12 protein-coding genes are annotated in these 14,232 nt (G+C 69.0%); 3 read left to right on the top strand and 9 right to left on the bottom strand.

The features are described 5' to 3' along the window. Window positions 1–14: 14 nt before the first annotated feature. The 6 genes from D187_RS56880 to D187_RS40865 form a co-directional block, all read right to left on the bottom strand. Window positions 15–170, bottom strand: a complete 156-nt coding sequence (locus D187_RS56880; RefSeq protein WP_002627655.1) for a hypothetical protein — start codon at window positions 168–170, stop codon at window positions 15–17. 26 nt (window positions 171–196) lie between these two features. Continuing rightward, window positions 197–970: an ABC transporter permease gene (locus tag D187_RS40885; RefSeq protein ID WP_002627653.1), complete on the bottom strand. Its 774-nt coding sequence runs from the start codon at window positions 968–970 to the stop codon at window positions 197–199. Window positions 971–985: 15 nt separating this feature from the next. After that, window positions 986–1,765 carry an ABC transporter ATP-binding protein gene (locus tag D187_RS40880; protein ID WP_002627651.1) on the bottom strand — a complete coding sequence of 260 codons (780 nt, stop codon included), beginning with the start codon at window positions 1,763–1,765 and terminating at the stop codon, window positions 986–988. Beyond that, window positions 1,762–2,499 (bottom strand): ABC transporter permease, encoded by a 738-nt coding sequence (locus D187_RS40875; RefSeq protein ID WP_002627649.1) that lies wholly within the window; start codon window positions 2,497–2,499, stop codon window positions 1,762–1,764. Before D187_RS40875 ends, D187_RS40880 begins: the two co-directional genes overlap by 4 nt. Before the next feature lie 44 nt (window positions 2,500–2,543). Beyond that, window positions 2,544–4,421, bottom strand: a complete 1,878-nt coding sequence (locus D187_RS40870) for an NAD(P)/FAD-dependent oxidoreductase (protein ID WP_002627647.1) — start codon at window positions 4,419–4,421, stop codon at window positions 2,544–2,546. Window positions 4,422–4,502: 81 nt separating this feature from the next. Beyond that, the gene (locus tag D187_RS40865; RefSeq protein ID WP_002627645.1) at window positions 4,503–4,994 is read right to left on the bottom strand and encodes an SgcJ/EcaC family oxidoreductase; all 492 of its coding nucleotides are present in this window, start codon (window positions 4,992–4,994) and stop codon (window positions 4,503–4,505) included. Window positions 4,995–5,157: 163 nt separating this feature from the next. On the opposite strand from D187_RS40865, the gene D187_RS40860 reads away from it, so the two are divergent. After that, a complete protein-coding gene (locus tag D187_RS40860; protein ID WP_002627643.1) occupies window positions 5,158–5,826 on the top strand; it encodes an ester cyclase in 669 nt (222 codons plus the stop codon). Between the two features lie 19 nt (window positions 5,827–5,845). Here D187_RS40860 and D187_RS40855 read toward each other — a convergent pair whose 3' ends face one another. After that, complete coding sequence (locus D187_RS40855; RefSeq protein ID WP_002627642.1) at window positions 5,846–7,414, bottom strand: protein adenylyltransferase SelO; 1,569 nt, start codon at window positions 7,412–7,414, stop codon at window positions 5,846–5,848. 106 nt (window positions 7,415–7,520) lie between these two features. After that, the gene (locus D187_RS40850) at window positions 7,521–9,422 is read right to left on the bottom strand and encodes a glycoside hydrolase family 15 protein (protein WP_002627641.1); all 1,902 of its coding nucleotides are present in this window, start codon (window positions 9,420–9,422) and stop codon (window positions 7,521–7,523) included. A gap of 138 nt (window positions 9,423–9,560) precedes the next feature. On the opposite strand from D187_RS40850, the gene D187_RS40845 reads away from it, so the two are divergent. Both D187_RS40845 and D187_RS40840 read left to right on the top strand, forming a co-directional pair. After that, window positions 9,561–11,636 carry a hypothetical protein gene (locus D187_RS40845; RefSeq protein WP_245591953.1) on the top strand — a complete coding sequence of 692 codons (2,076 nt, stop codon included), beginning with the start codon at window positions 9,561–9,563 and terminating at the stop codon, window positions 11,634–11,636. Next, on the top strand, window positions 11,633–12,967 hold the full coding sequence (locus D187_RS40840; protein WP_002627638.1) for a hypothetical protein: 1,335 nt from the start codon (window positions 11,633–11,635) through the stop codon (window positions 12,965–12,967). The genes D187_RS40845 and D187_RS40840 overlap by 4 nt, the downstream gene beginning before the upstream one ends. On the opposite strand, the gene D187_RS51150 is transcribed toward D187_RS40840, so the two are convergent. After that, the gene (locus tag D187_RS51150; RefSeq protein WP_162159757.1) at window positions 12,964–14,202 is read right to left on the bottom strand and encodes a dipeptidase; all 1,239 of its coding nucleotides are present in this window, start codon (window positions 14,200–14,202) and stop codon (window positions 12,964–12,966) included. The genes D187_RS40840 and D187_RS51150 overlap by 4 nt on opposite strands. Between the last annotated feature and the right edge of the window lie 30 nt (window positions 14,203–14,232).

Below are 14,232 nucleotides of genomic sequence, written 5' to 3'. Positions count from 1 at the left end.
GGGCACGCGAGGTGTCAGGTGACTGGGATGTAGGCGACGTTGAGCTTGCGCTCGCTCTCGGGACGCCACTCGTTGACGACGTCGTCCCAGCGCACGTTGAGCGAGACATGGAGCACGGTGAGCGAGAGGACCCAGAGGGTGAGCGCCGCGGCGAGTTTGCGAGGGGACATGGTTCTCTTCAGGTGAAGGGAGCGCCTCAGCTCTCCCGATGAAAGGCCCAGCGCACGGCGCCGGCCCGTTCGATGCGGCGCATGAGTCCGTCGAGGCCGAGACCGATGACGCCGATGAGCAGCATCCCGGCGACGACGAGATCATAGCGCTTGCCGGCGTTGCGCGCGTCGATGATGAGGTAGCCCAGGCCCGAGTCGACCCCCATCATCTCCGCGGCGACGACCACCAGCCAGGCCACGCCCAGCGCGAGGCGCAGCCCGGTGAGCGCGTAGGGAAGGCACGCGGGGAGGATGACGCGGCGGAGCAGGGCCCAGCGGCCCAGGCCGAAGTTGTCCCCCACCCGGAGGTAGATGCCGGGGACGCGCTGCACGGCCTCCATCGTGTACGTCACGATGGGAAACAAGGACGACAGGAAGACGAGGAAGACGGTCGCGGTGTTCGCCACGCCGAAGAGGAGGATGGCCACGGGACTCCAGGCCAGCGGGCTGATGGGGCGCAGCACCTGGAGGACCGGCCCGGCCACACGGGCGGTGAGCGGGTGCAGGCCCATCACCAACCCCGCCGGCAGGCCCAGGAACACCGCGAGCGCATAGCCCGACAGCACGCGCACGAGCGAGTCCCGGACGTAGGGCACCAGGTGGCCGCGAAGAGCGAGCTCCCGCACGCCCAGGAGCACCTCGAACGGAGTGGGCAGCACCTTCGTCCCCGTGAGCTTCACGGCGGCGTGCCAGAGCACCAGCAGCACCGCTCCCACGGCACAGGGCCACAGGAGGCCTGGAAGCTTGCGCGAGCTGTTCATGGCCGCGTCACCCTCTCACACCTGATGGGCCAGACCCAGCTCATCCAACAGCTCGTCGCGGTACTGGAGATAGCGCGGGGAGCTGAGATCCCGGGGGTGTGGCAGCTCGATGTCCACCACCCGCTGGATGCGGCCCGGCCGGGACGACATGACGAGCACGCGATCCGCGAGCTGGACGGACTCGTCGATGTCGTGGGTGACGAAGAGGATCGTCTGCCGCTCGGCGGCCTGGATGCGCAGCAGCTCCTGGCGCAGGGTGTGACGGGTGATGGCATCGAGCGCGCTGAAGGGCTCGTCCAGGAAGAGCATGTCGGGTTTGACGGCGAGCGCCCGCGCGACCTCGAGCCGCTGCTTCATCCCTCCGGACAGCTCCGAGGGCCAGGCCCGCGCGAAGCCCGTGAGCCCCACCAGCTCCAGGTAGTGGGAGAGCCGCCGCCGCCGCTCGGGCGCGGGCAGGTCGGTCAGGCCAAAGCCGATGTTCTCCTCCACCGTGAGCCAGGGGAAGACGCCGCGCTCCTGGAAGACGAAGATGCGTCGCGGATCGGGCCGGGTGACGGGCTCTCCATCGATGAGCACCTGCCCCGTGGTGGGCTTCAGGAAGCCGCCAATGACGTTGAGCAGCGTGGTCTTGCCACACCCGGACGGTCCGAGCAGGCAGAGGAACTCGCCCTCCCGGCACTCGAAGTCCACCGGAGCGAGCGCCTGGCGCGGCTGCCCCTCTCCCGGGAAGTGCACCGAGACGCCACGGGCTCGCAGCTTGATGGCGCCAGACTTCAGGGGGTTCTCGACGCTCATCCTGGCTCCTCGCCGACCACGTCCTGGCGATGCATGAGCGAGCGGGCCACTCGCGCCATCGCCCGATCGAGCGCCAGTCCGGTGAGGCCAATCAATACCATGCCCGCGACCACCAGATCGTACCGGTTGCCCGCGTTGCGGGAGTCGACGATCAGGTAGCCCAGTCCGGAGTTCACGGCGATCATCTCCGCCGCCACGACGACGAGCCACGAGATGCCCAGCGTCAGGCGCATGCCGGAGAGCAGCTCGGGCAGGGCCGCGGGCAGGAGGACGCGCAGGAAGAGCCGCCGGGTGTCCAACCCGAAGTTCTGGCCGGCCCGCACGTAGACCGCGGGCACGTTGCGCACCGCGTTCATGGCGGCCAGCGTCAGCGGCGGCGCCGAGGCGATGAAGATGATGAAGACGGCCGAGGCATCACCCAGTCCGAACCAGAGGATGGCCAGGGGAATCCACGCCAGCGGGCTGATGGGGCGCACGAGCTGGACGAAGGGGCCCAGGGAGCGGCCCGCGTGAAGGCTCCAGCCCAGGACGAACCCCAGGGGCAGCGCCACCGCCACCGCCAGCAGGAAGCCCCACGTCACCCGGAACAAGGAGGCGATGAGGTGCTTGAACAGCACGCCCCGACGCAGCAGCTCCAGCAGCCCGAGCCCCACCTGCCAGGGCCGGGGCAGCAGCGGCGCACCCGAGACATACAGCGCGACATCCCAGAGCAGGACGAACAGGACCAATCCCACGCAGGAGGCGCCCACGCGCCATCGGAGTTGGCTCGACATCCGGGCTAGGAGGCGACCTTGCGAACGGGGGATGGCGCCTCGGTCTCCTGGGGCTCCGCCCTGGAGTCGGGCTCGAGGAGCCCGAGCTGGAGCAGGAGCTTCTGGACCTCGGTGTCGGCCCAGTCATAGGCATAGCCCAGCAGGAAGAGCACCAGCAGGGTTTGCCCGCGCACGGCGATGGCCCGGGAGAGCCGCTCCGACGAGGACTCGGGCAGCCAGCGGCGCAGCCACGCGGGGACGCGCTCGAGGAACTTCTCCGGATGGATGAAGTCCTCCGCGGAGAGGTCCGCGCGCTCCTGGCCGCGCAGGAACGGCAGCTTCCACAACTGGGGCACGGGGGCCGCGAGCCGGACGATGGCCTTGAGCGTCGGCACGCGGATACCGTGCTCGAGACGCCAGCGCGCGCGCTCCCCGATTCCCGCCTGCAGGCGCCCCTGGAGTTCCCGGACGCGCTCCGGCGACAGCCAGTGCCAGGGCTTCGTCTGGGAGTAGAACATGTGCCGCGAGAGGTACTCGCGCAGCTCACGCAGCTCGGGCGTTTCGCGACGCGTGTCTCCCCCCGTCTCCACCAGCCAGCGCGAGATGCGCGAGCGGGAGGCCCCCGCGGACCAGAAGATGCTCAGGTCGAGCATGTGCGAGAGCACGAAGAAGCGGCTGTCCGCGATGGCCGGCGTGTACTTCTCGCGGATCATGTTGCGCATGATGTGCCAGTCCTGCCGGGTCGCCCGGTTCACCCGCTCGAGGTACTCCGGGTCCATCCCCCCACCCCGCAGATCCTGCTCGACGAGGTTGGCGACGTGCCAGGAGCTCACCAGCGCCAGCGAGATGCCCTGGCTGTAATAGGCATCCACGATGGAGGCCGCGTCTCCCATCATCCCGTAGCGTTTGGCGCTCACGAAGGTGTCGGTCATGTACTGCACGTCGCGGTACATGCGGAACTCGAGCATCCGCTCCTGGGCCAGGGCCTTGCGCAGCGGAGGATGGCGGCCGATGAGCTCCCAGAGCTGGGCCTCGGGCGTCGCCCCCGGCGGCGGCTTGCGCTGATCGAACGTCGCCCCCACGCTGATGCGCTGCTTGGACAGCCGGATGACCCAGATCCAATAACCCTCGCCCCACAGGTGCAGGGTGTGCAGATCCCTCGAGGTCTGGTCGCCATCGGCGTACGTGTGCACCCACGGCTCGCCGAAGAGGTCATCGGTGATGCCCTCGAACTGGCCCCACACGGCCGTTGTCTGGAAGCCATCCTTCAGCTCGACGGCGTGCTTCTGCTTCCTGGCCAGCAGGCGGTTGCGCCCCGAGCAGTCCAACACCCACCGGGCGCGCACCGTGCCCTGCTCGCGCGTGGCCTGACACTCCCAGCGCAGCTCGTGGGGCCGGCCCTCCTCCTCCTGGATGACCACGTCGCGCACCTTCACGGTGTCCAGGAAGCGCACGTTGGGAAAGGACGCGAGCGACTCACGCATCACGTCCTCCGCTTCCGGCCGGACGATCTGCACGTCCATGAGCGAGGCCCGGAAGTAGCGTTTGTCCTGGGCCTGCTCATACAGGTAGTGGGGAGGATCCGCGTGGACGCCCCACTCGGAGGTCGCCTCGAAGCGCTCGGAGTGTTCCAGCCCGTAGGTGAACCACACGCCGTGCTTGGGAAAGCACTCCCCGGCGAACGCATCCAACCCCCCCACCGTGCGCAGGAAGGGGTTGGTGAAGATGAGGAACGACTCGCCCACCTTGAAGCTGCGCTTCTGCCCCCGCGCGTTGTCGAGCAGGAGGACCCGGAAGCCCCGCTTCGCGTATTGCAGTGCGTTGAAGAGACCGACGATGCCCGCGCCCATGATGGCCACGTCCGCGTCGACCACCTGCGCCTGTCCCTGAGTGGCCTGCTCCATTGTGCGTCTCCCCGCCCGTGGCGGTCGGTCCCGATGGAGCCTCGACCTTACCGGAAGCTCCCGGGCCGTGCATCGCCGAGGCTAGGGAGCGGGCTTCACATCCGTGTTGTGCCCGGCGAGGATCCGCCACTGCCCGGAGATCTTCTTCATCACGTACTTCATCTGGGTGCGCAGCAGCCCGGGCTGGGTGTTCTGCACTCCCGGAGGCAGTCCGGTGTGTCCCGTCAACTCGTGGATCGTGTCCACCACGGCGATGTCCGCTTCGGGGAACACGATCCGGCGCACCGTCACCTTGACCTGACTGCCCTTGAAGATGGTGGCGAAGATGGCGGCGTGGCGCTGCTCGATCTCCGCCCGTCCTTCAAAGAGGCTCCCCACGATGTTGATGAAGTCCGAGTCCTGAGTGAAATCCTGGGTCCACGCCGTCGCGTCCCCGCGATTCCACGCCTCGGCCTGGACCGCCACGAGCTGGCGCAGCTCCATTTCGTCCTGGGCATGGCTCGCGTCCGAGCACGCCGTGGGCAAGAGGAACAGCAGGGCCAGCAACGACGTGGCCGGAACGATACGTGTCATGTGTCCACCCCATCCAAAAAAGGAGGCGGAGCATGGCACACCCGGGCATGCGCGATCAGTCGTCAGACCCGGCGGGAATCGCGGCGGGGGCAACACGGCGAGTGTGGGCCGCTGCTACAATGAGCCCCCGGCTCGAAGAGCCCCTACCCCCCCAGGAGACGTCATGAGCACCACCAAGCCGACCACGGAACCGCTCTGGTTGCAGGGACGAGACGCCGTCGTCGAGAACGATGAAGACGTGAAGTGGCGCCACGGGCGCCCGGACTACCACCTGACGAACATCACCGTGCACAAGGAGCGTACGCGCCAATTCCCCACGGGCTCCCTGGAAATGGTGGTGGAGAACCTCGTGCGCGTGTTCGAGATGGAGGTCTCGCACAAGGCCGATCCCGCGCAGTGGGTGTCGGTCGTGCGCGACCGGTTCCGCACCAACGTCAACGGAGGCACGTGGGCCAGCGCCGACGACATCGCCGCGCGCGGCAGCTACAACGTCTTCCTCGGTGACACGCAGTACTACAAGGCCAGCGAGGAGACGTTCGAGTCGTCGCACGACGTCTTCCACACCGCCTTCCCCGAGGGCTTCTTCTGGGAGGTGCTCGAGGTGTACTCGGCGCCGCCGTCGGTGAGCTTCAAGTGGCGCCACTGGGGCAACTTCACGGGCCCCTACAAGGGACAGGCTCCCAACGGGCAGCGGGTGGAGATCTTCGGCATGAGCGTGGCGCGCGTGGCCGAGGATCTGCGGATCCTCGAGGTCGAGCACTACTACGACAACAGCCAGTTCCTCCGGCAGATCGCCACCGGCTGCCCGATGCACGCCGCCGGGGCGAAGTAGTCCGCCCCGGGACGCACGCTCAAGAACTGCACGAGAGCGCCGAGCACCCGGGCTTCGAACGCGCCCACTCCGGCCGCCGGCCCGCGTACGCCTCGCGGCCCGGCTGCTCGTCGAAGGGCCGCCGCATCACCTCCAGCAGCGTGTGCACCTTCGAGTCATCACCCGCGTGGGCCGCATCGATGGCCTCCTGGGCCAGCCAGTTGCGCAACACGTACTTCGGATTCACCGCGTCCATGCGCCGCGCCAGCTCGGCGGGAGCCACGTCCTCGCGCCGCGTGCGCCGCCACCAGGCCGCCAGCCACTCCAGGCCCCGGGCCACATGCTCGTCGGGCACCTTCCCGTAGAAGGCCTCGCGCAGCACCGCGGGCCACTCGCTCGGTGCCTCCGGCGCCGTCACCACCCGCGACAGCCCCCGGAAGAAGATCGTCATGTCCGTCTCCTGCGCGGCGAGCCACGAGAAGCAGCCCTGCACCAGCTCGAGGTCTCCCTCCTGGACGAGCGAGGACAGCCCGAGCTTCGCCGCGAAGCGCCGCTCCAGCTCGCTCTGGAAGACGCGCTCGTACTCGAGCAGTCCCGCCTCCACCAGCGCCTCCTCCTCGTCGAGGAGCGGCAAGAGCGCGATCCCCAGTCGCTCGACGTTCCACAGGCCGATGCCCGGCTGGTTGCCGAAGCGGTAGCGGCGCTGCTGGGCGTCGGTGGTGTTGGGCGTCCACCCGGGGTTGAAGTCGTCGACCCAGCCATAGGGGCCGTAGTCGATGGTGAGCCCGAGGATGGACATGTTGTCGGTGTTCATCACGCCGTGGACGAACCCCACCGCCTGCCAATGCGCGATGAGCCGCGCGGTGCGGCGCGCCACCTCCAGGAAGAAGGCGGCATACGTGTCCTTCGACGGCGCCCCGAGCTCCGGATAGAAGTTCTTCAGCGTGTAGTCCGCCAGCGCCTTCAGCAGCCCCACGTCCCCCCGGCTCGCGCACAGCTCGAAGTTGCCGAAGCGCAGGAAGGTGGGTGACACCCGGCACACGATGGCCCCGGGCTCGGCCTCGGGATTGCCGTCGTAGAACATGTCCCGGATGACCGCGTCCCCCGTGGCCACCAGCGACAGGGCACGCGTGGTGGGCACCCCCAGTTGATGCATGGCCTCACTGCACAGGAATTCCCGGATGGAGGAGCGCAGCACCGCCCGCCCGTCTCCCCGGCGGGAGTACGGCGTGGGCCCCGCGCCCTTGAGCTGGAGTTCGTAGCGCGTGCCCTCGGGGCCCTGCAGCTCGCCCAGGCTGATGGCGCGCCCGTCACCCAACTGCCCCGCCCATTGACCGAACTGATGCCCGCCATAGTTGGCCGCGTAGGGCACCATGCCCGGCCACAACCCATTGCCCGAGAGCACGCGCACGGCCTCCTCGGAGCGCAGCGTGGCCTCGTCCAGGCCCAGCAGGGCCGCCACCTCGGGGGACCAGGCCACGAGCCGCGGGGCCGACACCGGCGTGGGCTGCACCTTCGACCACAGGGCGCCATGCACCTGACGCGGCTGCCGGTCGGTCTGCGGATCTCCAGGAGTCGAGTCGATGAAACGAGAGGTGAACTGAAGCATGGGGATTGGATGCCTGGCGGGCGCGAACGTTGCAAGACAAGCCCTCGGAAACGAGGGGCGGACGGAAAGCCGTGCCCACGCTCGGATGGCCCGCGAGGGACCCCTCTCAGTGCGCCGCCTCCCACGCGAAGTGGGACATGAACATGGAGCGGCGGCCAAGGTGGTAGGTGAGCGCGAAGTCCGCGTAGTCATACGCTCCAGGCCTGGGCAATTGGAAGCGCCGCCCCGCGGAGAGCTGCGCGCACGAGGCCACCAGCGCCATGTGCGTGAAGGCCTGCGGGAAGTTGCCCCTCGCCTCTCCCGTGTCCGGGACGGACTCCTCCGCGTAGAGGCCCACGTCGTTGGCCAGGCTCAGCAGGTAGCGCAGCAGCTCCTCCGCCTCCTCCGCCCTTCCCGAGTGCACCAGCACGTCGTGCATCCAGAAGGAGCACAGCAGGAAGGTGCCCTCCCCTCCACGCAGGCCATCCGGCGCGTGGTAGCGGAAGAGGAGTCGGCCTCTCTCCAACTGCTCGCGCACCACCTGCACCGTGCGCTCCACCAGCGGGTGGCCCGAGGGCAGGAAGCCCAGCGCGGGAAGCTGCAACACCGAGGCGTCCGCCCGCTGCGAGCCCACCGACTGGGAGAACCACCCGAGGCGCGAGCCCTCACGCAGCAGATACTCGCGCAGCAGCGCGCGCTCGCGCGACCACCGCCCCACCGGCGCGGGAAACCGCCGCGCCCGCGCGATGCGCAGCGCCCGGTCCAACGCCACCCAGCACAGCAGCTTCGAATGGAGGAAGTGCCGGGACTCGTCGCGAATCTCCCAGAGCCCCTGGTCCGGCTGGCGCCAGCGCTGGCACACCTCCTCCACCAGCCCGCGCAGGAAGTCCCAGTGCCCCGGGGACAGGCTCCCGCCCATCTTCGCGAAGAGCCACGAGCCTTCCAGCAGCTCCCCGAAGACGTCGAGCTGGAGCTGCTTCACCGCTCCATTGCCGATGCGCACCGGCCGCGAGCCCTGGTGCCCATCCAGGTGGGGCAGCTCCACCTCGGGCAGCAACCGGTGGCCACGGATGCTGTACATGATTTGAACGTCCTCCGGCCGGCCCGCGCTGGTGCGCGCCAACCAACGCTGGAAGGCGAGCGTCTCCGTCTGGTAGCCCAGCAGCATCAGCGAGATGAGCGTGAGCGTCGTGTCCCGCAGCCAGGTGTAGCGGTAGTCCCAGTTGCGCACGCCGCCCGGCTCCTCGGGCAGGGACGTGGTGGGGGCGGCCACGATGGCGCCCGAGGGGGCATACGAGAGCGCCTTGAGCACCAGGGCCGAGCGGCGCACCGCGTGGGCGTAATCGCCCTCGTAGGCGCAGTGGGAGATCCACTCGCGCCAGAAGGCCACCGTGTCCTCCAGCCGCCCCCGCAGCGCCGCCAGGTCCGGCATCTCCTGCGGCGTGCGCTCGATGAGCGAGGGCGTCCAGGCCGCTTCCACCCAGGCCTCGTCCCCGGCGCGCAGGTGCCAGCGCGCGCGCAGGGAATCCTCGTGCGCGATGAGCGGCCGGGTGGCCGTCACCCACAGCGCGTCCGCGCCGCCCACCAACTCGGCCGTCTGGGGCGAGGTGAGGCGAATGCGTGGCACGAAGGCCCCGTATTCGAAGCGAGGTGCCACCACCACCCGCGCGTCCACCTCGCCCGTGGTGCAACGCAGCCGCCGGAGCAGCGAGTGCCTGGAACCCAAGCGGGGGCCCTGGGCGCCGCGGGTGCGCACGGGCATGCAGTCCGTCACCTCCAACACGCCGGTGGGCGTGGTGAAGGTGGTGACGAGCACGTTGGTGTCGTCGAGGTAGCGGCGGCTGGAGGGGAAGTCGCCCTCGGGCCCTACCCGGAAGGAGCCGCCCCGGCGCGCATCCAGGATGCGGCAGAACACCGAGGCCGAGTCGAACCGGGGGAAGCAGGCCCAGTCGATGGAGCCATCCCGGCCCACGAGCGCCGCCGAGTGGCAGTCGCCCAGCAAGGCGTAATCAGCGATGCGCTGCCGCATGGGGCCTGCCTCCTGTCCGTCCAGCTCTCATCAAGGTGGGCGCTGGGCTCCCGGGGAGAGGCATGCGGCACGGGAAGCGCTTCCCCAGCTGGACCCCGAGTGACGGGACGGCGACGGTATGCGAAGAGAACAGCCCTCATGCTGACGAAAACCCCACCGCTCGCTTCCGCGAGGAGCCCTGTCACGACACCCAGCATCGGCCCGGCGCTTCTTGCCCTGGCCGCACTCGTGCTCCTCACGGGGTGCGCCACGGGTCGCCCCCATGAACGTCTGACGAGCCGCCTGGACTCGCACGCCCAACCCCTCGCCTTCCAGGACGGTTGTGGGGGTGCGCCTCCGCGTCCAGAACGTCCCGACTCCTCCCGAGAGGCCGAGGCGCTCCTCGCCCGCTTCCTCGCGAGCACCTCGCCCTCCGACTTCGTCCGGTTGCAGCACGAGGTGGACATGGCCTGGCTGGTGGAGCGGCTGGATGACTGGAGCGCCGTCCGGCTTGGCGCCCTGGGACCCGTGTCCTCCCCCGTAGCGGTCCTCCTCAACCGCAAGCGCGCCTCCTTCCTCTCCACCTGCGTCCATGAGGACGGCTCCGCGCTGGCCCAAGTGTTCGCCCTCTTCGTCCTTCATTCCTCCTCCGACCAGGACTTGAAGCAGGTGTTGCGCGCGCTGGCGTGGGACAAGCGTCTGGACTCGACGCTGGGGGACATGACCGTCGTGCGCGAGCAGTTGCGGCGACGAGGGCTGCCCCTGTCGGACTTTCCGGACCGGCCCGAGCGCCCCCGCGAGGACATGGCCCGGGGTGCTCGCGAGTCCCTCACGGAGGCCGTGTCCACCACCCCCCTGCTTCAGTGGGGAACGTCCCAGGACTACGACACGCGCAAGTGGCAGTTGCCCCTGCCCTACCAGCGGGCCCTCACGCAGGTGGAGAGCGCGCTGGTGGAGCAGGCCTTCTCCGCGAGCCACGTGACGACAGGCGTCCTGGACGAGCTGACCTTCGGGGTGCCGCTGGGCTTCTACTACCTGGCGACGGGGACAGGCCGGGGGGTGTCTTCCCTCTCGCGGGGCGAATACGAGCAGGCCACGCGCGAGCTGACGCCCGCGGCCTTGATGGTGGCCCTGTACGCCGGGGGCAAGAGCGCGCGCGCGCTCAAGCCACGCCTGGAGGAGTTGAGGGAGACAGCCTGGCACCTGCGGGAGCAACTCGGAGCAGGCGGCCTGGAGGCCGTGGCTCGCTACCTCCAGGCGGACCCGGAAGCCGCCCTCCTCGTGGCGGAAGGAGGAGAAGCCGGTGCCCTGGCCCTCGCGGAGTCTCGGGGGAACGTGCCCGGGGCTCGTGCCTGGCTGTCCCAGGCTCGGGGCTCGCCTCCAGGCGCCTCCCCACCCAAGGGCGGCATCGCGAAGGGCTCCCTGCCCGGGAAGGCGGCCTCCCTGGCGGATGAAGCAGTGGAGTTCCCTCGGGAGGTGCTGGACGCCAGGCTCCTCCAGGGGGAGTTGGAGTCCACGGGGCCGCGGATGTCCGGGGACGTGGCGGTGCTCAGAAAGCAACTGGCGGCCCTGCGGGAAGCCCCGCCTGCCGGCGCCCAGGGTCATCCGCTCTGGAGCGAGTACGTGCGCTACGGCCAGGAGCGCCTGGTGGAACTCGAGCAGGGCGCGAAGGCCAAGCAGGGGAGAACGGTCGAGCCGCCCCTCCAGTGGGAGGGCTACCAGCGGATGCGGGGGCTGGTGACGCGGGGACTGAAGTTCGAGCGCACCATGGCGGAGGTGTTGCGGGCCGACGCGGCCCTGCCCAGGGCGCAGCGCCGTTTCCTCGGGGACTTCGACAAGCCCCGCGTCGAGTGGTACGTGGGCGTATGGAAACCCACGAGCGGCCTGCGCTTCGTGGATGTCCTCATCATCGAAGAGGGTCCGTTCTCCGGGCGCTCCCCTCGCGTGGAGACCATCAGCTTCAAGAGCCGTGATATGTCGATGCTGAAAGACAACGCCCTGGCGGCACAGATGATTGAGGACGCCAATCAAGCTCGGGGCTATTACGGCGAAACAGTGGACATCCGCCGTCCTTCCCTCAAGCCACTTACTGGTGGAAGCAGTCAGGTGCCAATTCAAAGAGTCCGGCTCATCTACGAAGGTGGAGACCTCAAGCCCCGCGATATCAACGTGTTGGAGAGAGCCAGGAACAGAGCAGAACTTCGCGTCAAGGGAGTGGAGATACTGGTCCAATGAAGGTACTGGGCTTGCACGACTTGAGACCAGAGGATCGCCTCTGGGTTACTTTTGATGGCACACTCGGGGACCCATGCTCGCTGGAAAGTGAATTGGAGCCCTTTCTCCAGGCGCTCGAGGAATACGCCCACGGATGGATGCCCGATGTCGTCGAAGGCAAGCGACGACGCAAATACTCTCGCGCGTCCTTCTGGAAGGCCCTACAAGAGAGCCGCGACGATAACGGCGCGCCCCTCGGTCTCTATCGCACGAAATGGCCCGCCTTGGACATGTCCCTCTGGCTCTGGCTTGAGTCGCAGCCATCCAAACTGGACATCACGATCAACGTGAAACCACTTTCCTTCTTCGCGGACGAGACGCGCTGTCATCGATTCGTGGAGATGGTACGCGCGTGGGCCTCTCGCTACCCGGTCTCTCACGCCATGGCTCACAGCATGGCGGACACGGAGTTGACGGACTCCCCCGACTTTGGCCGCGACAAGGAAACACGACGCAGGGACGGTTTCGACAAAGTCTACGAGGTCAGCTGGCTCAACGTCTTCGGTCCGAAGCTGGTGGAATCCGTCGGCCGCGAGCGCGTGCTGTCCACCCCCGCCTGGCGGGTGGAGGAACTCCCCAACGGCTCCGTCCTCCTGGTGCTCTGGCCCATCGCCGCGGACTTCGCCAGCCAGGAGGCTCGCGAGGCCCAGGCCCGCGCCCATGTCCACCTCCGGCCGGAGCTGCACTGGCCCACCGTGCTGCGCACCCTGCGCGAGCGCAGCGCCACGCTCGCCCCCGTGGAGCCCCGCTTCCCCCCGGACCTCGCCCCACTCCTCTCCCGCGTGGTGGACCGCTTCGCCATTCACGAGCGCCAGCGGAAAATCGCCGAGTTCAACGCCTGGCGGCCCCCCGAGCCCGATGAGTGGCTCCCCCTCCGCGACGCCCTTCCCCCGGACGTGGAGGACCCCGAGCGCGTCCTCGCCTCCTACCGCCTCCTCGCCGAGCACCTCGTGGCCATGGTCCACTCCGACGTGCCCTCCATCTTCAAACAGACGCCGGAGTCGCTCACGGACCTCGACTTCTTCTTCTGGCGCGAGGACTTCCCCGAGACCCGCCTGCGCCACGTCCTCGATGAGCACGTGGTGCCGGCCGTGGGGGCCTACCTCGGCCAGGTCCTCGTCGAGCACCTGGGCGGCCAATGGCTGCCTCGCCAGAAGCTCGGCGAAGCTCAGGTGCGCGTGGGCCAGCGCGTCTGGTGGCCCATGGTCCGCGCCCGCCGCTACCTGCGCTCGCGTCAGTCCCTCCTCGACTTCTCCCTCTCCCAGCTCTTCCTCTCCGCAGAGCGGTTCTAGGGAACGTTCGAGGGAAAGAGATCCTCACGTGGCGGCCTCCGTCCACGCGCCACACGCTGGGCCTCCGGCCGTGCATGGGCCTCCACCGCCTCCAACACGCGAAGCACCCGGGCCGCCGAGCCGTCGAGCTGCTCCCGTGTCACCCCATGCGCCTCCAGCGCTGCGAACAGCGCCGGCAGATCTCCCGTGTGGCGCATCCCCCGCGCACAGCTTCCTCCAGGGCGGGCCCGCTCGATGACGCTGTTGAAGTCACTGCCCAACATGACGGCCTCGGCCCCCGCCTGCCGCGTGTAGTGAAGCCAATGGGCCACGTCGTCGTCACACGTTCCCGGCTCGAATCCCTCCCAGCGCTCCTCCACCGGCACCTGCTGAAACGGCGACCGGAAGAGCCCAATGCCAATCAACCCTCCGCCCGCTCCCACCCGGCGCGCGAGCGGAGCACTCAGGCATCTCGTGTCCGCCCACCCCGCCCCGGTATGGGAGTAGACCACCGGCACCCCGGCGGGCTCGGTCAGGGCGAGCACCTCGGTGATGGTCCGGTCGCTGGCGTGGGCCACGTCGATGACGATGCCCAGCTCCATCATCCGCCGCACCACCTCCACGCCCAGCGGCGTCAGTCCCCCATCCCCTCCGTTGGTCAGCCGTCCCATCAGCGGTCCGAACTGGTCATCCGCCGCGTCCGCCACGGAGTTGTCGAAGAAGTGCACCAGGGTGATCGACCGGGCCCCCGCCGCGTACAGCAGGTCCACGTCCTCCACCCGCCGGATGCCCTCGCCCCCCTCGACCGTGGGCACCAACACGAGCTGTCCACTCGCGAGCCGCTGACGGGCCTCCCCGGCACCATACGCCAGGACGAAGTCCGGACTCCTCCGGGCGAAGTCCTCGAGCAGTGCCAGTTGGTGGAGCGCCTCGCCCAGGGCGCCCCGACCCGGACGCAACGCATTCGGTGGCCAGACCGTCGCGAGCACCAGGCGTACCCCCGCGCGCCGCAGCGCCTCGGGCTCCATCTGGTTGACGAGGCGCTGTCCGGGTGCGTCCGCCAACTCGGCCCCACCCGGTTCCCCCTGGAAGAAGGGGTGCAGCGCCTCGCGCATCGTCACGTGCACATGCAGATCCGCCCGTCCATCGGGAGGAACTCCTCCCCTGGCGGGCGCTTCCAACGCGGGCCGGAGGGCACCACATCCCAACAAGGCCAGCCCCCACACCAGCCCCACCGCCTTCGCACGCCAGGTCATCGCGTCCACCTCCGGCATGGGAGCATGCCG

Source organism: Cystobacter fuscus DSM 2262, assembly GCF_000335475.2.
Lineage (GTDB): Bacteria > Myxococcota > Myxococcia > Myxococcales > Myxococcaceae > Cystobacter > Cystobacter fuscus.
Note: the sequence above shows the minus strand (reverse complement) of the source record. Positions and strands in the feature narration are given on the sequence as shown.

Coding starts and splice junctions, on each gene's coding strand:
- D187_RS40860 (WP_002627643.1), top strand. CDS start 5,158: ATGAGCACCACCAAGCCGACCACGGAACCGCTCTGGTTGCAGGGACGA.
- D187_RS56880 (WP_002627655.1), bottom strand. CDS start 170: ATGTCCCCTCGCAAACTCGCCGCGGCGCTCACCCTCTGGGTCCTCTCG.
- D187_RS40850 (WP_002627641.1), bottom strand. CDS start 9,422: ATGCGGCAGCGCATCGCTGATTACGCCTTGCTGGGCGACTGCCACTCG.
- D187_RS40845 (WP_245591953.1), top strand. CDS start 9,561: ATGCTGACGAAAACCCCACCGCTCGCTTCCGCGAGGAGCCCTGTCACG.
- D187_RS40885 (WP_002627653.1), bottom strand. CDS start 970: ATGAACAGCTCGCGCAAGCTTCCAGGCCTCCTGTGGCCCTGTGCCGTG.
- D187_RS51150 (WP_162159757.1), bottom strand. CDS start 14,202: ATGACCTGGCGTGCGAAGGCGGTGGGGCTGGTGTGGGGGCTGGCCTTG.
- D187_RS40880 (WP_002627651.1), bottom strand. CDS start 1,765: ATGAGCGTCGAGAACCCCCTGAAGTCTGGCGCCATCAAGCTGCGAGCC.
- D187_RS40870 (WP_002627647.1), bottom strand. CDS start 4,421: ATGGAGCAGGCCACTCAGGGACAGGCGCAGGTGGTCGACGCGGACGTG.
- D187_RS40840 (WP_002627638.1), top strand. CDS start 11,633: ATGAAGGTACTGGGCTTGCACGACTTGAGACCAGAGGATCGCCTCTGG.
- D187_RS40855 (WP_002627642.1), bottom strand. CDS start 7,414: ATGCTTCAGTTCACCTCTCGTTTCATCGACTCGACTCCTGGAGATCCG.
- D187_RS40865 (WP_002627645.1), bottom strand. CDS start 4,994: ATGACACGTATCGTTCCGGCCACGTCGTTGCTGGCCCTGCTGTTCCTC.